The following is a 21552-nucleotide window of genomic DNA, read 5'->3' as shown; positions in this document are numbered from 1 at the left end:
AGGAGGTCCGTGATGCCGTACCCCGAGATCCGGCCCCGCCGGCTGCGCCGCAACGCGGCCATCCGGCGGCTGGTCTCCGAGACCCGCGTCGACCCGGCCGAGCTGGTCGTGCCGATGTTCGTCAGGGAGGGGTTGACGGAACCGCGGGCGATCGCGTCGCTCCCGGGAGTGCTCCAGCACTCCCGGGACTCGCTCCGCAAGGCCGCGGCCGAGGCGGTCCAGGCGGGCGTCGGCGGGATCATGCTCTTCGGCGTGCCGGAGCGGCGGGACGCCACCGGCTCCGGCGGGACCGATCCGAACGGCATCCTCAACGTCGCGATCCGCGACGTCGTCGCCGAGGTGGGCGACGCAACGGTGGTGATGAGCGACCTCTGCCTGGACGAGTTCACCTCGCACGGGCACTGCGGCGTGCTCACCCCCGACGGTGGCGTCGACAACGACGCCACGCTGGAGGCGTACGCCGAGATGGCGGTCGCCCAGGCCGCCGCCGGGGTCGGTGTGGTCGGGCCGTCCGGCATGATGGACGGCCAGATCGCCGTGGTACGCCGGGCGCTCGACGCCGCGGGCCACCAGGACGTCGCCGTGCTGGCGTACGCCGTGAAGTACGCCTCGGCCTTCTACGGCCCGTTCCGGGACGCGGTGGAGTCGGCCCTGGAGGGCGACCGCCGCACCTACCAGCAGGACCCCGCCAACCTGCGGGAGTCGCTGCGCGAGGTGGAGCTGGACGTCGCCGAGGGCGCCGACATGGTGATGGTCAAGCCGGCCCTGCCCTATCTCGACGTGGTGTCGGCGGTCCGCGCGGCGGTGGACGTCCCGGTCGCCGCCTACCAGGTCTCCGGCGAGTACGCGATGGTCGAGGCGGCCGCCGCCAACGGCTGGATCGACCGGGAGCGCGTGATGCTGGAGACGCTCACCTCGATCCGTCGGGCCGGCGCGCAGATCATCCTCACCTACTGGGCGGTCGAGGCCGCCGGCCTTCTCCGCCAGCGCTACTGACCCAACCCGCCCCGGCGCGATCCACCCCAGCGCGGCGCGGCTTGGCCCTGTGCGGCGCGACCCGGCGCGCCCTGGTCCTGCCCGGCGCGGCCTGGTCTGGCGTGCCCTGATCCGGTTCGACCCCTTCGGTCTCCGACCCGTTCAGGGCAGGCGGAGTCCGATCGAGCCAACTCATTCCTCCGCTGCCCGTCTCGGGACACTCGCCGGACTCACCTGCCCACTCGCCGTCCAGTGCGATGTGCTGGTGCGCGGCGTTGTCGCCCCTTGCAGGCATACGCAGGCGTTGGTGCTAGTTGCCGGCTTCGAGTAGCCGCCCGCTCCGCATGCCAGCATTCCTGACGGTAACGCTGAGTACTCGACCGCGCCCCGGATCTCACTGCCCTTCGGACGCTTTGCTCTGCATCCATATATGCGCCAGTAACCCGGAGTGCCTGTTGCATATGAGGATGCAGAGCAAAGGGCGGGCAGAGGTTCGTCGCTCCTGAGGAGGGCCCACACGTAACTCGCTGGTCATGGCGTTGTGGCCGTCGTCGGCGGTGATCGAGGGTCGTTCAGGGCCGGATTTGCCATCACTGAGCGTAGGCAGGTGCGGAAGGACCGCTCCTGTTACAGCGAGTTACTGTCTAGCTGGGTGCGCCCGGGGGTGTGGGGAAGGACCGGTCGTCGGTTTTCCACAGGCGGCTGAGTTATCCACAGGCGGAGCGGGCGGGATTGCGGGAGAGGCATCGCAGCCGGGAGCGTGACGGGATGACCGAGCTTCCCGCCGAACCGGAAATTGACCGGGAGCCCGACCGACCGGCTGGCTCCGACCAGTTGTCCGGTGCCGCCGGGCCGTCGGGACCCGCAGGACCGTCGGGCGGTGTCGGGTCGTTGGGCGGTGACCAGGCGGTGGGTACCGATCAGGGGGCGGGATCGCGCGAGCCGTCCGTGCTGCTGACCGAGCCCTTCGACACCCCGTGGCCGGCTGCGGGCATCGTCCGGGCGGTCCGGCGGCATGCCAGCCTCAGCCAGCGGGAGCTGGCCCGGTGGGCCGGGGTGAACCATTCCACCGTCGGGCGGATCGAGGCGGGCCGGATGGTGCCGAGCATCCTGCTCCTACGCCGCATCATCGGGGTTGCCGGGTTCCGGCTGGCCGTCGTCGACGAGTTCGGGCGGGTGCTGAAGCCGATGCGGGACTGGCAGGACACCCGCGACGGGGCGGGGCGTCGCTACCCCTCGCACCTGGACACCATTCTCGACCCCGAGCCGGGCGAGTGGTGGGCGGACATCTACGGGCTGGCCCGCCCGCCGGAGACGTTCTACCGCGACCGCCGGGTGCGCGACGCCATGCGGCGGCGCAGCCAGTGGGAGGTGCGGGTGGCGAAGTACCGCAGCGTGCCCCCGCCGCCACGCGTGCCTCCGCCACCGCGCGTGCCTCCGCCGCCGCGCGTGCCCCCGCCGTCGCGGCTGCCCGGCCCGGGCTTCCCGTGGTGAGCGGACGGCCCGCCGGCCAGGACGTTCCTGGGCGGCGGGCCGTCGGGGTGGGCTCCGGTGTGACATCAGTCGTCGTCGGTGATGGTGCCCACGGCGAGAGGATCAGCCAGCCGCAGGCCGGGCACCCCGGCCACGACCAGGTTCACCTTCTCGTCGGCCTCCCGCTTCCGGTCACCGCGTACGGTCACCGGGAAGGCCAGCGACGTCTGCCCGGCGGCCAGAACCTTGCAGCCGACGTACGGGTCGTAGTCGGCGCCGGCCTGGGCCGTGGTGCCGTAGGTGGCGGCACAGAGCAGCACCGGCTGGGACAGCGGGCGCGACACGGTGACCGTGTAGGTCAGCGGCCGGGTGCCCCGGTCGCCCTCGACCACCGAGGCGTCGCCGACGCTCAGCGACGCCCGGGAGCGGAAGCGGGCCACCTGCGGGTCGTGGTCGCTGGAACCCCGACTGCCGTCGGCCGCGTGGTCGGCCGGCCAGTCGGCGTTGACGTGCGCGGCCCGCATCTCCACCAGGTCCCGGTGCAGCGCGCCGTTCACGAACAGGTGGTCCAGCGTCTGCGCCTGCCCCTCGAAGCTGTACGAGTAGGCGGACGACGGCGCGTCGGCGAGCAGGTCGTCCCACAGGTTGCGCATGCCCGCCTCGTACAGCGGCCCGAGCTGGTCCGACGGGGTGGGATCCGCCGCCGTCGCGATGGGATCGTCGGGACGGGGGAAGACGTTCAGGTCCCCGCCGTAGACCACCCGCGCGTGCGGGTCCGACGCCTCGATCGCGGTGACGATCGCGGCCCCGTACGCGGCCTGCTCCCGGCGCTGCCCGACCCGGCTGTCCGGCCCGGACGAGTAGTGGTTGCTGGCGGCCCAGAGCGTGTAACGCTCGGCGGAGCCGGGCGCGGCGGCCACCGTGAACTTGCCGAGCTGCGGTGCGCGGGTGAAGACGTTGTTTCCGTCCTTGCCGGTGGACGTGTCCACGTCGTCCGGAAGCACCGCGTTGAGCGCCTTCGGGTTCTGCACGTCAGCATTGCCCGGCAGCGCCGCCCCCCGGTACTCGACTGTCGGCGCCGAGCCCAGCAGCGGGTCGCCGGCGGTGGGCGTCGCCAGAGACACCCGGTCGGTGCGGAACAGGAACGCCGCGGTGATGCCCCGGGCGTCCGCGCCGGTGCGGTCGTACGCGGCCTGGTAGGCGGGGCCACCGGCGGCCGTGATGGCCAGCGCCAGGTCCTGGAGGCTGTCCGGTGCGCCGTCGGCGTTGTCCGTGCTGCCGCAGACCAGCGCGCCGCCGGAGACCGAGCAGATGTCCTGGTCCTCGGCCTCCTGCACCAGGATCAGGTCCGGGGAGTGCAGGTCGGTGGTGATCTGGTCGGCCAGCGCGACGAGCTGCTCGCGGTACTCCTGCTCGCTGCCCGGCACGTAGTCGAACGGCGGGCGCACCCCGGTGCAGCCGGCGTTGCCGGCGAAGTCGCAGCCGTCGAACGGGTCGTCACGGTAGTCGTACAGGTTCTCGACGTTGTAGGTCGCGACCGCGACCTCCTCCGACCGGTTGGCCGGCTTCGGCGGGTTGTTCGCCGACGGGTCGGCCCCGCCCGTGAACGCCGCCGCCTCGACCTGCACGCCGTACTTCTCGAACGAGTAGTAGAGCCCACCGACCGCGTCGGCGGTCAGCGTGTCGAACGTGCGCGCCGGCGGGAGCAGCGCGGCGCTGTCGCCCGTGCTGCCCTTCACGCCCATGCTGCCGAGCAGGACGCGCTGCCCGTTGCCGTCGTCGAAGCGGCGGGTCGGGTCGTTGTCGAGCGGGTGCGCGTCCCGGAACACCCGGCGGGCGTACGGGTCGGCGCGGTCGAGCAGCGGGTCGTCCCGGTCGATCACGAAGATCTCGGCGTCGGCGGTGGAGGCGAAGACGTTGCGCCCGCTCACCGCGCCGCTGCCGGTGCGTACCCGCAGCCGGGCGCCCTCGTGCCGCTCGAAGAAGCGCTGCGCCGCCGCTACCTCGACCGGCGGCACGGCGTCGGTCACCTGGACCTCGGCGTTCACGTCCACGCCGGAGGCGATCCGGCGCACCAGCGACGCGCCGGAGAGCTGGGTGAAGTTGAAGTACTCGGAGACCCGGGCGCGCAGCACCACCTCGTCGCCGACCGTCGGCACGTAGCCGCCGATCAGCGAGGTGAACGAGCCCATGAAGACGAAGATGCCGTCCGAGCTGGTCGGGTCGCCGTCAGTGGCGTCCTTCCGGCTCTGCAGGAAGAACCCGTGCTGGTCGCGGCCCGACGAGTCGCGCGCGAGGGTCCGTTGGGTGATCACGCCGCGTACGTCGTACAGCGTGCTGCTGGTGCCGTTGCCGGAGGCCGGTGCGAGCGGCGACCGGTCGGCGGGGCCGGACTCGCCGTCGGTGGTCGGGCCCTGCACCTCGCCGACGGTCAGCTCCCGGGTCACCTGCACGGCCAGCGTGCAGGTGGCGGTGTCACCGTCGGCGTCGGTGGCGGTCAGCACCACGGTGTACGCCCCGCCGGCCAGGTCGGCGCTCGTGCCGACCGTGGCGCGGGCGGTGCCGCCGACCGCGTCGGCCGGGGTGACCGCCGAGCGGCTGACGGAGCCGGTGGCCGGGGTCGGGACGACCGAGGTGACCGCCAGGTCGACGATCCGGTCGTCCGGGTCGGTGGCGGTGACCTCCCGGGTGGCCGCCGTGCCGGCCGAGGTCACCAGCGCCGGGCCGCAGGTGAGCGTGGCGGGCGCGTCGACCGGGCCGCCGCCGTCGACGGCGTGCGCGCCGAGGCCGTCGAACGTGTCGACGGGGAAGCCGGCCCACTGCGCGGCCGGGTCGAACGCGTCGGAGGGGTCGGTGTCGCCCGAGGTCACGGCGGCCGACCGGCGCAGCGTGTTGTCGGCGGTGCTGGTGACGCCGGCGCCCCACTCGGTGCCCGGGTCGACGCCGACCTGGCCGATCGAGTCGAGCACGGTGCCGCCCCGACGCAGCACGATCGCGTCGTCGCCGTTGAACAGGCTGGCACTGGTGGTCTGGTCGGCCCGGTCCAGGATGCCCGGCGCGGCCGAGGCGGCGGCGAGGACGAAGGCGTCGCCGGCCGCGACGGTGCCGGTGAGGGCCAGATTCGTCGGCGTGGTGGAGCCGTTGAAGTGCAACTGGAGCTGGTAGCCGCCGGCGGCCAGGTCGACGGCGGCGCCGGTGCCGTTGAACAGCTCGATCGCCTTGTTGTTCGACGAGCCTTCGACGTACTCGGAGATGAAGAGGTCGGTGGGCGCGGCGCTGGCCGCGGTGGGTGCGACGCCGACAGCCGCGACGGTCACGGCGGCGGTGGCGGTCGCGAGCGCGGCAAGAGTGCGGCGCGGGCGCATGGGGCCTCCACGATGGGTGGACGGGGAACTAACGCACGTTAAGGGGCGGTGCTGACCGCCGTCCATCCCCCACCGGACAGTTTCGTGAACTCTCCGGTCAGCGTCCGGCGTCGAGGCGGTGCACCAGCTCGGCCACGTCGATGCTGTATTCGCACCACTCGCGGTCCGGACGGTAGCCCAACTCGGCGTTGACCTTGAGCATGGCCTCGTTGGCCTGCGCGTTCCACGTCTGCACCTCGGTCAGCTCCGCCTCCGCCGAGCGCAGCTCCATCAGCATCCGCGCCTTGATCGCCCGGTCGATGCCGTAGCCCCGGTGGTCCTGCACGACGATGGTGTCGTACTGGTCGGCGCGGGTCGGATGCTGGACCGGCACGACCACCTCGGTCAGCCCCGCCACCTCCCCGGTCTGCTCGTGCAGGGCGAGCACGATGTAGGGCTTCATGCCCCGCCGGTGCAGGCAGTCCAGACTGTCGCGCAGCCGCTGCGGGTCGTAGGAGCTGGGGCGCAGTTCGCCGTCCTCGACGTCGCGTACCTCCGCCTTGGCCCGCGCGTACGCCTCGATCAGCTCGTCCGGTGGGCCGCCGGGGTGGAACTCCAGGTGGTAGCCCGCGCCGATGCCGGTGGCCATCTCGGACAGCTCGGCCCAGTCCACCCCGGACAGGTCCAGCACGCTGCGGGTCTCGACGTACTCCTTCGAGAAGCCGAGCGACTCGTAGAAGGCGACGGCCGGCGTGTCGCCGACCACCTCGACCCCGATCGACTGGAAGCCCTCCTGGTAGACCCGCCTGGCGGCGGTCAGGACCAGGTCCCGCCCGAGGCCCGTGCGCCGCTCCGCCGGGTGCACCAGCACCTCCAGCACCCCGATGTCACCGAGCAGCAGCACGTGCACGTGGCCCAGGATCGCCCCGGGGCTGCCGTCGGTCGCCGGCTCCGCCTGGGCGACCCAGGAGATCCGCCGCTCGCCGGGCATCACCTCGGCGAGGTATTCCCGCATGGAACTCTCCCGCCACGGCGGGTCCTGCGGCAGATCGGCCGCCAGGACCGCGTTCAGCGTGTCCAACAGCGACGCGATCTCGGCGGACGACGCGGTCCTGGGGTCCCACTCGCGCACCATCACCCGTCTAGCTTGCCGCTAACCGCTGCCCGGGGGAAGTGTCCAGTTCTCCAATGTATGCGGACGATCACTTCACGTGCGGCTCGCCTGTCCGTACCGGTTGGCGGTGTCGTAGACGTCCTGGGCGTACCGGCGGACGTCGTTGTAGGACAGGATCGCGTTCCACCAGTCGGCGGGGATGGTCAGGTTCCGGCCGCCCTTGCAGAGGTAGTTGCCGGCGGCGAGGGCGGCGTCGTCCAGGTCGTGCGGGTCCTTGACGCCGTCGTTGTCGGCGTCGGCGCCGATCTCCTGCCAGGTCGTCGGGATGAACTGCATGGGCCCGACCGCCCGGTCGAGGACCGGGTCCTTGTCCATCACGCCGCGGTCCGTGTCGGGGATGCGCATCCGGCCGCCCTGCCCGTCGAGCGGCAGACCGATGATCTCGGGCAGCGCCTTGCCGTCCTGGCGGAGCGTCGCGTTGTTGGCCTGGCCGTGCCCCGACTCGACGAACCCGATGGCCGCCAGGGTGGTCCAGCTCAGCCCGCAGCTGCGGTTGGTCTGGGCGAGCACCGCCTCGGCGTAGCCGTACGCCTGCATGGCCACCGGCGAGATGCCGACCTTCGGCCCGATCTGGGCGGCCCAGCCGGCCAGCGCGTCCGACGGCCGGCCGGTGATCCCGCCGGGGAGCGGACCGGGCGGCACCGTCCCGCCGGGCAGCACCGTGCCGCCGGGCAGTGGCGTCTGACCGGGCAGCACCGTGCCGCCGGGCAGCGGGGTCCCGCCGGGCAGCGGCGCCTGCGGAACGGTGGTCGGCGCGGTGGAGGTGGCGTCGACCGCGACCGGGCGGGGCCCTCGGGCCGTCGCGGGCACCAGCAGCGCACCCGCCGCAGCCGTCGCCGCGACCAGGGCGAGCAGGAACACCCCGGGCAGGGTGAGCCGCCCGCTGGGCCGCCGCGACCAGTCCCGGGTCGCGCGGGCGGCACCCATCGCGACGCGGTGCGGCGGCCGGCGTACGGCGTGCGCGAACTGCACCCGGCGGCGCCGGGGCCCGGTGGCCGGTTTCGTGGCGGGCACGTCGACCTTCGTCTCCGCGAGGTCGCCCGTGGCCGACGCCGCACCGGCGTCGTCACCGGTCTTCGCCCCGGGCCCGGTCGTGGCGGCCCCGGCCGCGCCGCCGGCCTTCGTGCCGGGGGCGGTTCCGTCGCCCGGCTTCGCGCCCGTGCCGGCGCTGTCGCCCGGCTTCCCGGTCGTGGCCGGCTTCGCGTCGTCGGCCGGCCCGTCGCCCGACTTCGCCTCTTCCGCCGACTTCGCTCCGGCGGTGGGCTCGGTGACCGGCCTGGTGCCGGTGGCCGGCTTCGCGTCGTCGGCCGGCTTCGCCTTCTCGGCGGTGGCCTCGGTCGCCGGCTTGGCCTCGGTGGCCGGCTTCGTGTCGGCGGTGGCCTCGGTGGCCGGCCTGGTTTCCTTGGCCGGCTTCGTGTCGCCGGCCACGGTGGATCTCAGCCAGGGGCGGCGCGGACGCGGCAACCGCGTCGCGGGTTCGGGCGCGGCGCCGGAACCGGCGAGCGGCCCGTCGATCGGTGCCGCCGGCCGCAGGGGCCGAAGGGTCGTCCTGTCCTCGCCGTCCACCACAAGTTGAGTATCACCCATGTCCCCCCGTACGTCAGGACCGGTCGTACCCTGGTGCCATGCCCCGGTACGAGTTCCGTTGCCGCGCCTGCGGCGACACCTTCGAGGTCAACCGCCCGATGTCGCAGGCCGCTGAGCCGGCGTCCTGCCCGCAGGGGCACGCCGACACCGTCAAGCTCCTTTCCACCGTCGCGGTCACCGGCCGGGGCGGCGGTGCGGCCGGTGGCGCGCCGGCGCCGGCCGGTGGGGGTTGTTGCGGCGGTGGCTGCGGCTGCTGACCTGCGGGCCCGCAGTCGGCTCCGGCCGACCGTTCTCACGATGCGTGATCGTCCGGTATCAGGCAGCATGAGTCCGACGTCACGGGCGGAGGTTCCACCATGTCGCCACGGATCCACCTTCCGAGCGGGTTGGTGACCTTCGTCTTCACCGACATCGAGGGTTCCACCCGGCTGGCCCAGCTGCTCGGCCCGGACTACCGCCCGGTGCTGCGGGAGCACCGCCGGCTGCTGCGCCGCACGATCGCCGCGACCGAGGGCGCGGAGCTGCTGACCGAGGGGGACTCGTTCTTCCTCGCCTTTCCCGACGCGACCGCCGCGTTGACCGCCTGCCTGACCGCGCAGCGGGCGCTGGCCAGCCACGAGTGGCCCACCGCCGAGGCCATGCCCCGGGTCCGGATGGGGCTGCACACCGGCTGGGCGGAGCCGCGCGACGGCGAGTACGTCAGCCCGGAGGTGCACCGCGCGGCCCGGATCGCCGCCGCCGCCCACGGTGGCCAGGTGCTCTGCTCGGCGTCGACGGCGCGGCACGCCCAGCCGCTGCCGCCCGAGGTGTCCCTGCACGACCTGGGCCTGCACCGGCTGCGCGGCTTCGACGACCGGGAGCGGCTCTTCCAACTGGTCGCCCCCGGCCTGGAGCGGCAGTTCCCGCGACCCCGCACCGCCGACGCGTCCGCGCACAACCTGCCGACCCCGGTCACCTCGTTCGTCGGCCGGCACGCCGAGCGGACCGAGCTGAAGCGGCTGGTGGAGGCGCACCGGCTGGTCACCGTCCTCGGCGCGGGGGGCGCGGGCAAGACGCGGTTGGCCGTGGAGCTCGCCGTCGACCTGGTGGAGTCCCATCCGGACGGTGTCTGGTTCGTCGACATCGCCGCGGTCACCGACCCGGGGCTGGTGGCGTTCGAGGTCGCCGCCGTGCTCGGTCTGCGTCCCGAGCCGGGCCGCCCGATGGTCGACACGCTTGTGGAGTACGCGGCCGCGCGCCGGATGCTCGTCCTGCTGGACACCTGCGACGCCCAGCCGGCCGCCTCGGCCGACGTGATCTCCCGGCTGCTGGCCGGCGGGGTGGGCGTCCGGGTGCTCGCCACCAGCCGGGAGTCGTTCGGCCTGCCGGGCGAGGTGGTCTGGCGGATCCCGTCGCTGTCGGTCGACCCGCCGGTGGGCGGGGCGGAGAGCGACGCGGTCGCGCTGCTGCTGGACCGGACGGCGGCGGCCCGGGGCGGCCGGCCGCCGGACCCGGGGGAGTCGGCCGACCTGCGGCGGGTGGTACGGCGGTTGGACGGGCTGCCGCTCGCCATAGAGCTGGCCGCCGCCCGGCTGCGGGTGCTCTCCGTCGGGCAGCTCGCCGAGCGCCTCGACGACGTGCTGGGCACCCTCGACGCGGGCCGGGCGGACCCGGACTCCCCGGTGGAGCCGGACCGGGCGGTGGAGCCGGACCGGGCGGGCGGCCGGCCGGACACGGTGGACCTGGTGGCGGCGGCCGTGGGGATGGTGCCGCCCAGCCCGGCCGTCCGGGCGGTGCAGCGTTCCGCCACCGAGCGGCACCTGACGATGCAGGCCACGGTCACCTGGTCGTACCGCACGCTGGGGCCGCGCGCCGCCCGGCTGCTGCGCTGGCTGGCGGTCTTCGCCGGCCCGGTCGACCTGGCGACGGTGGAGTGGCTGCTCGGCGACGACCCGCTCGATCCGCTCTCGGTGCTTGTCGACAAGTCGATGGTGCTGGCGGAGCCGCACGCCTCGGGCAGCACCTACCGGATGCTCGACCCGATCCGGGCGTACGCGGCGCGGCGGCTGGCGGAGGCGGGGGAGGAGAGGTCGGCCCGCAACCGGCACGTGGCGTGGTCGACGCACGCGATGGAGCGCGCCCACCTGGGCCCGGACGGGCGGCCGGTGACCCTGTCGCTCTACGCCCTCGACCCGCTCGCCGGCGAGCTGCGCGCCGCGCTGCGCTGGTGCGCCACCGGCGGCAGTGCCCGGGCCGGTCTGCGGCTGGCCGGGGGCCTCGACCAGTGGTGGCGGGAGCGGGGCCTGGCCCGGGAGGGGCGGCTCTGGCTGTTCCGGCTGTACGGGCGGATCGCCGAGACGGGGGAGCGGATCCCGGACGCCGAGCTGGCGGCGGCGTACCACATGCACTCGCTGCACGCCGGCGCGGACGGCGAGTTTGCCGAGGAGCTGCGCTACTCCCAGCGGGCGGAGGCGGCGGCCCGGCAGGCGGGCGACGCCGGCCTGCTCGCCCGGGTGCTCGCCGGGCGGGCGGCCCCGCTGGTCGACATGGGACAGTTCGCGGAGGCGGAGCGGATCTGCCGCGAGGTGATCGACTGGGCGTCCGGCCAGGAGGTGCTCGGCGACGCGCTCTTCGGGGTGTTCAGCCTGGCCGAGCTGCTCTGGCGGCGGGGCGCCCTGGACGAGGCGGCCGAGCTGCTGGGCGCGGCCCGCCCGGTGGAGGCGGCCCGCCCGGTGGAGCGGGGGCGGCGCTCGGTCGACATGCTGCTCGGGATGGTAGCCCTGGCGCGCGGGGACCTGGTCGCCGCGCACGAGCATCTCCAGGTGGCGCTGCGCTCGCGGATGAGTCACGGCTTCCACGGTCGGGCCTGCGACACGCTGAACGCGATGGCCGTGCGCTGCGCGGCCGGCGGCGACGGGCTCACGGCGGCCCGCCTGTTCGGCGCGGCGGGGGCGACCCGGGCGAGCATGCGCTGCGCCCCGGGCATCTACGGCGGGTACTGGGCGCAGCGGCAGGGGGAGTTGCGCCGGGAGCTGGGCGACGCGACCTTCGACGGCGCGTACGGCGAGGGGACCGAGCTGGGGCTGGAGGAGGCGGCGGCGCTGGCCCTCGCCGTCGAGCATCCGGACCTGGCGGTCGGCTCGGCGAGGTTCGGCGCCGGTCACGCCCGCGTGGCTCCCCGCCAGTCCGTCGCCCCGGACCGTCGCCGTCACCACACCGGCCACGCCTGACGGGCGGGTTGGGGCCCGCCGGTCGGGGTCCGCGTCATCGGGCTGGCCGGGGACGCGAACCCCTGGGCGTACGGGCGCGGTCAGCGCAGGGCGGCGCGGCTCTCGGCGTCGGCCTTCATCCGGGCGGCGCGGTCGATGTCGGCCTGCTGCACGGCGGCGAGCGAGCCGAAGGCCTTGACGGCCTGGTAGTACGTCCAGGCGAGGCTGGTGCAGGCGGGCCGCACGGCGGCGTTGTACGTGGCGCAGACCCGCTTCAGGTCGGCGTAGAAGGCGTCGTCGAGGCGGGCCTTGTTCGCCGAGAACCGGCCCATCGCCTTGTAGTTGCGGTAGCCGAAGTCGTGCCGGTAGCAGGAGAGGTTGAACGTGAAGCCGAGCGGGTTGTCCGGGCTCGACGAGCAGTAGTCGGTCGACCAGTTGAATCCGTACGCCGCCCAGGCGCCCTGGTTGAGCCGGCCGGAGTTCCAGGAGCTGTAGCTGGAGGCGCTCGTCTGCGTCCAGCTGGAGAGGACGGACAGCTTCTGCGAGGTCGTGACGGCGGCGGCGGGGGAGGAGACCCCGAAGACGAAGAGCATCGTGAGCGCGGCCGAGGCGAGCAGGGTGGTGAGGCGTCTGGGCACGGGTACCTCCGCGGGGGATGTGCGGGCGGGACGGGGGTTACCGGCGGGTCACCGGAGTGCCGAACAGTGTCGATCATGAATGGTTCCGGGGGATGCGGTGCCCACCGACATTTGGTGACAGGCGTCGAAACAGACGAATGCCCCGGGCGCCAGGGGCACCCGGGGCATTCGGTGTCACGTCAGCGGACGAACGCCGGCGGGCTGGCCGGGCTCTCGTTCGCCAGTCGGTCGAGCGCGGTCACGTAGTAGGTGTACCGCTTGCCGGCCTCGGCGGTGGTGTCCACCCAGGACTGCGTACGGCTGCCCGCGTCGGCGCGGACCGTGTCGACGAGGTGCGCCGCGTCGGCGAAGTCGCACCGGCCGGCCAGGCCGGTCCCGTCGAAGCGGTAGACCGCGTACGACGTGGCGGTGCCGAGCGGGCCCACGCCGTCAGCCGGCTGGAGCCAGTTCAGGCGGACCCCGTCGGACTGCCGCGCGGCCTTGGTGACCACCGGCATGAGCAGCGGCTTCTTCGGCAGGTGCGTCATGGTCGGGATCAGCGCCGGGCGGGAGTAGTGCTCGGCGGCGTAGATGTCGGTCGCGCCGAGCCGGTTGGCCCGCACCTGCACGGCCGAGAAGTGGACGTTGCCCAGGACCTCCGGGTACTGCCGGTTCAGCGTCAGGTGGTTGGACAGCTCCTGCGGGTTCATCCAGAAGGAGCCGTAGGCCGGGTCACCGCTCTTGTAGTCGGCCTGCCCGATGTAGAGCTGCACCCGGGTGCCCTTGACCACGTCCGCCCACCACGGCACCAGCCGGGTGTAGTCGGCGGCCGGGTACTGGCCCATGTACCAGTAGAGCTGCGGCACGATGTAGTCGATCCACTCCTCCTTGACCCACTTGCGGGTGTCGGCGGAGATGATGTCGTACGACTGGCTGCCGGTGGTGTCCGAGCCCAGCGGGTCGGCCGACTGGTTGCGCCAGATGCCGAACGGGCTGACGCCGAACTTCACCCACGGCTTCTCGGCCTTGATCTTGGCGTTCATCTCCTGGACCAGCAGGTTGATGTTGTCCCGCCGCCAGTCGGCCTTGTCGGTGAAGCCCCGGTTGTGCGCCGCGAAGGTGGCGTCGTCGGGCACCTGGTGGGTGCCGCTCGGGTAGGGGTAGAAGTAGTCGTCGAAGTGCACGCCGTCGACGTCGTACCGCTTGACCGCGTCCATCATCGCGGTCTGCACGAACTCGCGGACCTCGGGGATGCCGGGGTTGTAGTAGAGCCGGCTGCCGGCGACCCCGGCCGGCGGGTAGGCGAAGGTCCACTCGGGGTGCTCGCGGACCGGGTGGTTGGGCGCGAGCTGGTTGATGTCGGCGCCGGCGCCGCCCGGGGCGGGCATGGAGACGCGGTACGGGTTGAACCAGGCGTGGAACTCCAGGTTGCGCTTGTGCGCCTCCTCGACCACGAACTTCAGCGGGTCCCAGCCCGGGTTCTCGCCGCGGACCCCGGTCAGGTACTCCGACCAGGGCTCGTGGGGCGAGGGCCAGAACGCGTCGGCGGTCGGCCGGATCTGGACGACCACGGCGTTGTGGTTGAGCCGCTCGGCGAGGTCGAGCAGCTGGCGGTACTCGGTCTGCTGCGCGGCGACGCGGTCCGGCGACGTCTGGGACGCCTTGCTCGGCCAGTCGATGTTGACGACCGAGGAGATCCACATGGCCCGGAACTGCCGCTTCGGCGTGGCCGGGTCGGTGACGCAGGAGGTGGTGGAGGCGGCGGTGGTCGCCGCGTCGGGTGCCGCGCTCGCCGGGGTGGCGGCGACGAGCGCGCCGAGCAGTGCGGCGGCCAGCCCGGCGGCTCCGAGCCGAGTTGCCTTCATGCGGTGTGTCCCTTCGTTGGGGCTCCCGTGTCAGGGGTTCATCGCGGCGCAGACGGCAAGATTCGCCGTTGACATTCTGCCGCTGGTAGGAAATTTTCACACCTCACGGGCTCTGCGCAAGAGTCTGGGCGCGATCGATCCGTCCGTCCACGCCGGCTCCCCCTAGTGGCCGGGCTCACGGGACGCGCCGTGGCGGGGCGCACACGTGGGGTGGCGGCCTTGATGGCCCCACCGGCTACCGGCTGGTCGGGGGCCGGGCTCCCCGAAAACCCTCCGGGTCGGCCGCCGCGGTTCGGTCACGCTTGCCTTGGTGTACGAGGACAGCGCGGCACCCGATCCTGTCGGGTGCCGCGCTGCCGGTGTCTGCGGCCGTCAGGGTTTCTGCTGCGGCCCCGCCGTCGGGCCCTTCACGACGGGCTTGCCGTCGGTCCAGACGACCTCGTCGAGCCAGACGTGGCGGCCCGGGTCGACGGTGCCCTCCTGGCCGGGTGGCCAGGCGTGGTAGAGCAGCCAGGTGCGCCCGTTCTCGACCACCATCGAGGCGTGCCCCGGCCCGGAGGCGACCTCGTTGGTCCTCAGGATCGGGTTCTCCGGGGCCTTCACGCACGGCCCGGCGGGCGACTCGCAGATCGCGTAGCCCTCCGCGTACTCGGCCCGGTCGTAGGCGTTCGCGGCGAAGAACAGGAACAGCCTGCCGTCGTGGCGGTGCAGGAACGGGCCCTCGATGAGGGTGCCCTCCCACGGCTCGGTCTGCTTCAGCAGCTTCGTCGGCTCGCCGACCAGGCGCAGCCCGTCGTCGGAGAGGCGCTGCGACCAGATCCAGGTGTCCACCCCGATGGCGTTGCCGTCGTTCTTCCACAGCAGCCAGAGGCTGCCGTCGGCGTCCCGGAACGGGCTGGCGTCGATCGCCCCGCCCAGCTCCGCCTGGCAGATCAGCGGGCCGGTCGAGTCGTCCCGGTACGGCCCCTGCGGCGCGCTCGCCACGGCCCGCCCGACGCACTGCCGCCCGGACTCGCGCCCGGCGACCGTGTAGTAGAGCGCGAACCGGTCCGGGGCCAGCTCGATCGCCTCGGGCGCCCAGGTCTTCCCGGCGTCCGCCCACGCCGGCAGTTCCGGCAGCGCGTCCCCGGCCGGGGTCCAGTCGACCAGGTCCGGGGAGGTGAGCACCGGGACGTTGCGGCCACCGGCGTTCGTGTGGAACAGGTACCAGGTGTCGCCCACCCGGATCGCCTGCGGGTCGGGCGCGTCGGTGCGTACGACCGGGTTGGTGAACATGCGCGCGTCGTCTCCCGTGCTCGAAGGTCCTTCTCCACCACCGCAACCGGCGGCGAGCAGCGCGGCGGCGAGCACCGCCGCCGCGCCGCGCCGCCGGGTCGTCCCGACGGTCATCCCTTCAGCCCGCTGCGGGAGACGCCCTGGATGATGTGCCGCTGGGCGAGCACGAAGAGGATCAGCACCGGCACGCTGGCCAGCACCGCCCCCGCCATGATCACCGGGTAGTCGGTGACGTAGGAGCCCTGGAGCAGGCCCAGGCCCGGCGGCAGGGTGAGCGTCTCCGGGCTGAACAGCACGAAGATCGGCCAGAGGAAGTCGTTCCAGTTGGTGAGGAACGACAGCACCGCCAGCGTGGCCAGCGCCGGCCTGGACAGCGGCAGCACCACCTTCCAGAAGATCTGCCACTGGTTGGCCCCGTCCAGCACTGCGGCCTCCTCCAGCTCCCGGGGCAGGGAGAGGAAGAACTGCCGCAGGAAGAACACCCCGAACGCGCTCGCCGCCCCGGGGACGATCACCACGGCCAGGGTGTCGATCCAGTTCAGCTCGTCGACGATCAGGAAGTTCGGGATGATCAGCGAGGTCGGCGGGATGAACAGCGTCCCGACGATCAGCGCGAAGAGCACCCCGCGGCCGCGGAACCGCATCCGGGCCAGGGCGTACGCGGCCATCGAGGCTGTCGCCAGCACCAGCAGCGCGTGCGCGGTGGCGGCCAGCATGCTGTTGGCGAACCAGCGCAGCACGGGGTTGGCGGTGTTGTTCAGGACCTGCTCGTAGCCGTACCCGGAGATCGGATCCGGCAGCCAGGTCGGCGGGATCTGCTGGGCCCCGGTGTAGGTCTTCAGCGAGGTGATGACCATCCACCCCAGCGGCAGCAGGAAGACCAGGGCGAGCGCGACCAGGGTGGCGTAGAGCGCGGTCCGGCGCAGCGCGCTCCCCGGGGCGCGGCCGGTCGCCGGGGCGCGGGTCGGCGCGGGGGCGCGCATGGTGCGCGTGGGCGTCGTCATGGCGGTCCCCTCAGTCTTCCCGGTAGCGGAAGAGGCGGAAGTTGGCGATGCTCACGACCGCCAGCATCAGCGCGAACACGATGCTCATCGCGGCGGCACGGCCGGCGTCGTTGTCCCGCAGCCCCTCCTCGACGATGAACCAGACCACCGTGCGGGTCTCCGTGCCGGGCGCGCCCTGGGTGATCAGGAACGACTGGCCGAACACGTTCGCCGAGGCGAGCACGGTCGTGGTGATCACGAAGAGCAGCACCGGACGCAGCCCGGGGAGCGTGACGTGCCGGAACCGTTCCCAGGCGCTCGCGCCGTCCACCTTCGCCGCCTCGTACAGCTCCTGCGGGATGTCCTGGAGCCCGGCCAGGTAGATCACCGCGTTGAAGCCGGAGGTCCACCAGACGGTCACCCCGACCAGCGAGACCCAGGCCCACGGCACGTCCGTCACCCACGGGGTGTCGGCCGGCAGCCCGACCATCCCGGCGATCCGGTTGACCAGACCCAGGTTGGCGTCGAGCAGGAACCGCCAGAGCAGGCCGATCACCGCCACGCCCAGCACGTACGGCGCGAAGTAGATCGCCCGGAAGAAGGTCCGGCCGGGGAACGAGCGGTTCAGCAGCAGCGCCAGCCCGAGCGGGACGACCACCAGCAGCGGCACCGCGAAGACGGTGAAGATCGCCGTCGCCCGGACGCTCTGCCACCAGTCGCCGTAGACGGCCGAGTCGCTGGAGAACATCTCCTTGTAGTTGTCCAGCCCGACGAAGGGCCGGTTGGGCAGCTGGAAGTCCCACTGGTGCACGGAGAGCCAGAGGCCGAGCAGGATCGGCAGCAGCCCGAAGACCCCGAACAGGAGCAGGTACGGGGCGAGGAAGAGGTACGGCGTCGCCCGCCCGGCCCGGCCCGCCCGGGCACCGCCACGGGGGGCGTCGGCCGCCGGGGGCGGCGCGTCAGCACGCACCGCCCCCGCCTCGATCACGTCCGCCACGGGGACTCAGCTCCCGTACTTCTTGCGGTTGTCCTCCAGCTGCTTGTTCGCCTTGGCCACCCCGTCGTCCAGCGCCTGCTTCGGCGACTTCTTGCCCAGCGCCGCCTCGTTGTACGAGTTGTAGAAGGTCGTCATGACCTCACCGAGGCCCGGGGCCGCCGGCGGGAAGGCCGCGTACTCCAGCTCGGGGGCGAGCGCGTTGACCTCGGCCAGCGCCTTGAAGTCGGCGCTGTCCCGTACGGCCTTGCGGGCCGGGACCTGGCCGCCCTTGGCCCAGTCCAGAGAGTGCTGGCTGAGCCAGTTGATGAAGACCTTCGCCGCGGAGACCTTGTTGGCGTCGTTGGCCCGCTGCTTGACGATCGTGAAGTTGTGCGAGTTGGCCCAGGCGGCCGGCTGGGTGCCGATCTGCGGCAGGGGCGCCACACCCCACTGGATGTCCGGGCTCTTCTTCAGGTCGTTGATCTGCCAGATGCCGTTCCAGTTGAAGGCGTTCCTGCCGCTCTTGAAGGCCAGGTAGTCGGCGTCCTGGCCGACGTTGGCCGGGGAGTGGCCCTGCTTGATCAGGTCGGTCAGCCAGGTGCACGCCTCGACGGCCTGGTCGGAGTTGAAGGTGGCCCTGGTGGCCTCGGCGTCGAAGACGCTGCCGCCCCACTGGTGCAGCAGCGAGTAGAACGTCATGCCGCCGGTGAACGGGAACGGGCTGACCCAGAAGCCCTGCACCCCGGACTTCTTCAGCTCGGTCAGCGCGGCGGTGTAATCGTCCTTCGTCGTCGGCGGCTTGTTCGGGTCCAGACCGGCCTTCTGCATGACCCCCTTGTTGTAGTAGAAGCCGAGGGGGTGCATGTCCAGCGGGATGCCGTACCGCTTGGAGTTGTAGAGCCCGCCCTTCCAGACGGTGGGGGCGAAGTCGCCCTCCGACAGCTCCAGGGTCTTGGCGACGTCGTCCAGCTCGGTGATCACGCCGCGCGCGGCGAAGGTGGCGAGCTGGTCCATGTGCATGACCGCGATGTCCGGGCCGGCGCCGCTGGAGGCCGCGCCGGGGAGCTTGTTGTAGTAGTCCTCCCACTGGTACGTGGCGATCGAGACGGCGATGTTCTGGTGCTCGGTGTTGAACTGGTTCACCAGCGCCTTGAAGATGTCGCCGTCGCCGCCGGTGAATCCGTTCCACAGCTTCAGGTCCACCTTCGGGCCGGTGTAGTCCTTGCCGCCGTTGCCGGCCGCCGGGCCCGAACTGTCGTCGCCGCCGCCGCACCCGGCCAGGGTCAACGAGGCCGCGGCACCGAGCCCGAGGCCGAGGCCGAGCAGGCGCCGCCGGCTCATTTCGTTCTGCATCATGGGGTTTCGCTCCTTGGGGGACGGGATGAAGTGTGCCTGCTCAGGACCTGTGCGGTGTCAGCCGCCGGTGGGGGAGAAGCGCAGCACGTTCCAGGAGACGGCCGGAAGGCGCACGGAGCACTGGCCGCCGTCGGTGGTGGGGTCGGGCAGCTGCCGGGGCCTCACCCGGTCGGGCTCGGCCTCGGTGTTCGTCGCCGTCGGGTCGTCCCCGGCGGCGAGGCTCAGGTGGGATGAAGCGGATAGTCCTGCGAGGCCGCGCAGGTCGAGGTGCAGCTCCAGGTCCGTGTCGCCCCGGTTGACCGCGAACACGGTCAGCTCGCCGGTCTCCTCGTCGTGCACGGCGACCGTGTCGAGCACCGGGACCTCGCCGTACCGCTTCGTCTCGTAGGTCGGGCCGACCGGTTCGGTGCGCAGCACGGTGCCGCGGGCGTGCCGGGCGGTAAGCGCGAACGGGTGGAAGATGCTCTGCCGCCAGGCGGGGCCGCCGGTGCGGGTGCGGATCGGGGCGATCACGTTGGCGAGCTGGGCCTGGCAGGCCACCCCGACCCGGTCGGCGTGCCGGAGCAGGGTGATCAGCAGGTCGCCGACCACCACCGCGTCGACGGCGGTGAAGTCGTCCTCGATCAGCGCCGGTGCCTCCACCCAGCCGCGCCGGTCCAGGTCGGCCTGGAGACGGGACTGGTACCAGACGTTCCACTCGTCGAAGGAGATCTTCAGCTTCCGCCGGTGCCGCTGCTTGGCGGCCACGTGGTCGGCCGTGGCGACGACCTCGCGGATGAAGTTGTCCATGTCGACGGCGGAGGCGAGGATGCTGGCCCGGTCGCCGTCGGACGGGTCGTAGTAGGTGTGCGCGGAGATGTAGTCGACGTGCTCGTAGGTGTGCTCCAGCACGGTCGCCTCCCAGGAGGCGAAGGTGGACATCGTCCGGTTGGAGCTGCCGCAGGCCACCAGGCTGATCGACGGGTCGATCATCTTCATGGCGCGGGCGGTCTCGGCGGCGAGCCGGCCGTACTCGTCGGCGGTCTTGTGGCCGACCTGCCAGGGGCCGTCCAGCTCGTTGCCCAGGCACCAGAGCCGCACCCCGTACGGCTCCTCGGCGCCGTGCTTGCGGCGCAGGTCGGACAGCTGGGTCCCGCCCGGATGGTTCGTGTATTCCAGCAGGTCGCAGGCCTCCTGCACGCCCCGGGTGCCGAGGTTGACGGCCATCATCGGCTCGACGCCCGCCCCGGCGGCCCAGGTCATGAACTCGTCGAGCCCGAAGGCGTTGGTCTCGATGGTCTTCCAGGCCAGGTCGAGCCGGCGGGGGCGGTCACCGACCGGGCCGACGCCGTCCTCCCAGCGGTAGCCGGAGACGAAGTTGCCGCCGGGGTAGCGGACCACGGAGACGCCCAGCTCCCGGGTCAGCTCCAGCACGTCGCCGCGCAGGCCGCGCGGGTCGGCGGTGGGGTGCCCGGGCTCGTAGACCCCGCCGTAGACGCAGCGACCCATGTGCTCGACGAACGAGCCGAAGAGCCGCCGGTCGGCCGGTCCGACGGCGAAGGCCGGGTCGATGGTGAGCTGCGCGGTCCGCAAGGGGTGCCACCTTTCCTCGTTGCCGGTCCCGGGTGACCGTGGTCACCTGGTGCTCCTGGTTTGTACAACGTTGTAAGCAACGTTGTAAAGGGCCGCCCACGCGGTAAAGTGCGCGCCATGGGGGAGGGCGACGTGGTGCGGCACAGGCTCAAGGACGTGGCGGAGCGCGCCGGCGTGTCGGTGAAGACCGTCTCCAACGTGGTCAACGGCTACGTGCACGTCCGCCCCGACACCCGGGCCCGGGTCGAGGAGGCCATCGCCGAGCTGAACTACCGGCCCAACCTCTCCGCGCGCAACCTCCGCAAGGGGCGCACCGGGATCATCGCGTTCGCGGTCCCCGAACTGGACATCCCCTACTTCGCCGAGCTGGCCCGGCACGTCGTCACGGCCGCAGCCGAGCTGGGCTGGACGGTGCTGATCGACCAGACCGGCGGCGGTCGGGAGCAGGAGCGGGTGGCCGCGTCGGGCATCACCGAGCACCTGATCGACGGGCTGATCTTCAGCCCGCTGGCGCTCACCGCCGAGGACCTCACCGGGCTGGCCGGCACCCCGATGGTGCTGCTCGGCGAGCGGGTCGACCACGGTCCCGCCGACCACGTCGGCATCGACAACGTGGGCGCCGCCCGGGAGATCACCGCCCACCTGGCCGGTCTCGGCCGGCGCCGGATCGCCGCCATCGGCTCGCAGCGCACCCCCGAGGGGGCCAGCGCCCGGCTGCGGCTCGCCGGCTACACCGCCGCGCTCGCCGACGCCGGCCTCCCGTACGACGAGCGGCTGGTGGCGCCCGCGACGGCCTGGCACCGCGCGGACGGCGCCGCCGCGATGCGCGGACTGCTGACCTCCGGCGTACGCCCCGACGCGGTCTTCTGCTTCAACGACACCCTCGCCCTGGGCGTCCTGCGCGCCCTGCACGAGGCGGGCCTGCGCGTCCCCGAGGACGTGGCGGTGGCCGGTTTCGACGACATCGAGGACGGCCGCTTCTCCGTGCCCACCCTGAGCACCATCGCGCCGGACAAGGAGCGCATCGCCCGGCTGGCGGTGGAACTGCTCGCCGGCCGGATCGACGGCGACCGCACCGCCCCGCCCCGGGAGCTCTCGGCCCCCTGGCGCCTGGCCCCCCGGGAGAGCACCCTGGGCCGCTGACCCCCCTGCTGCCCAGGGGCGGCG

General features: G+C 72.8%; 15 protein-coding genes. 5 read left to right on the top strand and 10 right to left on the bottom strand.

What is annotated here, in order from left to right; translation table 11 throughout:
• Positions 1-12: 12 nt before the first annotated feature.
• The gene (hemB, locus tag AC0OO9_RS11625; RefSeq protein ID WP_484517236.1) at positions 13-996 is read left to right on the top strand and encodes a porphobilinogen synthase; all 984 of its coding nucleotides are present in this window, start codon (positions 13-15) and stop codon (positions 994-996) included.
• 888 nt (positions 997-1884) lie between these two features.
• On the top strand, positions 1885-2469 hold the full coding sequence (locus AC0OO9_RS11620; RefSeq protein WP_484517235.1) for a helix-turn-helix domain-containing protein: 585 nt from the start codon (positions 1885-1887) through the stop codon (positions 2467-2469).
• A 65-nt stretch (positions 2470-2534) separates the two neighbouring features.
• On the opposite strand, the gene AC0OO9_RS11615 is transcribed toward AC0OO9_RS11620, so the two are convergent.
• From AC0OO9_RS11615 to AC0OO9_RS11605, 3 genes are all read right to left on the bottom strand, one after another.
• The gene (locus tag AC0OO9_RS11615) at positions 2535-5813 is read right to left on the bottom strand and encodes a lamin tail domain-containing protein (protein WP_484517234.1); all 3279 of its coding nucleotides are present in this window, start codon (positions 5811-5813) and stop codon (positions 2535-2537) included.
• A 97-nt stretch (positions 5814-5910) separates the two neighbouring features.
• Complete coding sequence (locus AC0OO9_RS11610; RefSeq protein ID WP_484517921.1) at positions 5911-6927, bottom strand: GNAT family N-acetyltransferase; 1017 nt, start codon at positions 6925-6927, stop codon at positions 5911-5913.
• Between the two features lie 72 nt (positions 6928-6999).
• On the bottom strand, positions 7000-8481 hold the full coding sequence (locus tag AC0OO9_RS11605; protein WP_484517920.1) for a lytic transglycosylase domain-containing protein: 1482 nt from the start codon (positions 8479-8481) through the stop codon (positions 7000-7002).
• Positions 8482-8591: 110 nt separating this feature from the next.
• On the opposite strand from AC0OO9_RS11605, the gene AC0OO9_RS11600 reads away from it, so the two are divergent.
• A complete protein-coding gene (locus AC0OO9_RS11600; RefSeq protein ID WP_132230813.1) occupies positions 8592-8810 on the top strand; it encodes an FmdB family zinc ribbon protein in 219 nt (72 codons plus the stop codon).
• Between the two features lie 99 nt (positions 8811-8909).
• On the top strand, positions 8910-11762 hold the full coding sequence (locus tag AC0OO9_RS11595) for an ATP-binding protein (RefSeq protein ID WP_484517233.1): 2853 nt from the start codon (positions 8910-8912) through the stop codon (positions 11760-11762).
• Positions 11763-11842: 80 nt separating this feature from the next.
• Here the strand turns inward: AC0OO9_RS11595 and AC0OO9_RS11590 are convergent, their stop codons facing one another.
• The 7 genes from AC0OO9_RS11590 to arfA all read right to left on the bottom strand — a co-directional run bounded on the left by AC0OO9_RS11590 (position 11843) and on the right by arfA (position 20385).
• A complete protein-coding gene (locus AC0OO9_RS11590; protein ID WP_132230815.1) occupies positions 11843-12379 on the bottom strand; it encodes a phospholipase in 537 nt (178 codons plus the stop codon).
• 179 nt (positions 12380-12558) lie between these two features.
• Positions 12559-14223, bottom strand: coding sequence for a glycoside hydrolase family 10-like protein (locus AC0OO9_RS11585; RefSeq protein ID WP_484517232.1), 1665 nt, complete (start codon positions 14221-14223; stop codon positions 12559-12561).
• Positions 14224-14595: 372 nt separating this feature from the next.
• Positions 14596-15612, bottom strand: a complete 1017-nt coding sequence (locus AC0OO9_RS11580) for a glycoside hydrolase family 43 protein (protein ID WP_484517231.1) — start codon at positions 15610-15612, stop codon at positions 14596-14598.
• A complete protein-coding gene (locus AC0OO9_RS11575; RefSeq protein ID WP_484517230.1) occupies positions 15609-16502 on the bottom strand; it encodes a carbohydrate ABC transporter permease in 894 nt (297 codons plus the stop codon). Before AC0OO9_RS11575 ends, AC0OO9_RS11580 begins: the two co-directional genes overlap by 4 nt.
• Positions 16503-16512: 10 nt before the next feature.
• The gene (locus tag AC0OO9_RS11570; RefSeq protein ID WP_484517229.1) at positions 16513-17478 is read right to left on the bottom strand and encodes a carbohydrate ABC transporter permease; all 966 of its coding nucleotides are present in this window, start codon (positions 17476-17478) and stop codon (positions 16513-16515) included.
• 6 nt (positions 17479-17484) lie between these two features.
• Positions 17485-18813, bottom strand: a complete 1329-nt coding sequence (locus tag AC0OO9_RS11565; RefSeq protein ID WP_484517228.1) for an ABC transporter substrate-binding protein — start codon at positions 18811-18813, stop codon at positions 17485-17487.
• A 57-nt stretch (positions 18814-18870) separates the two neighbouring features.
• Positions 18871-20385 carry an arabinosylfuranosidase ArfA gene (gene arfA, locus AC0OO9_RS11560; protein ID WP_484517227.1) on the bottom strand — a complete coding sequence of 505 codons (1515 nt, stop codon included), beginning with the start codon at positions 20383-20385 and terminating at the stop codon, positions 18871-18873.
• A 135-nt stretch (positions 20386-20520) separates the two neighbouring features.
• Between arfA and AC0OO9_RS11555 the strand changes: the two genes are divergently transcribed.
• Entirely contained in the window at positions 20521-21528 is a 1008-nt protein-coding gene (locus AC0OO9_RS11555) for a LacI family DNA-binding transcriptional regulator (protein WP_357579605.1), read from the top strand.
• Positions 21529-21552: the final 24 nt, after the last annotated feature.

This window comes from Micromonospora sp. USAFONa4, from assembly GCF_057197825.1.
This window is presented reverse-complemented; position numbering and strand designations above follow the sequence as displayed.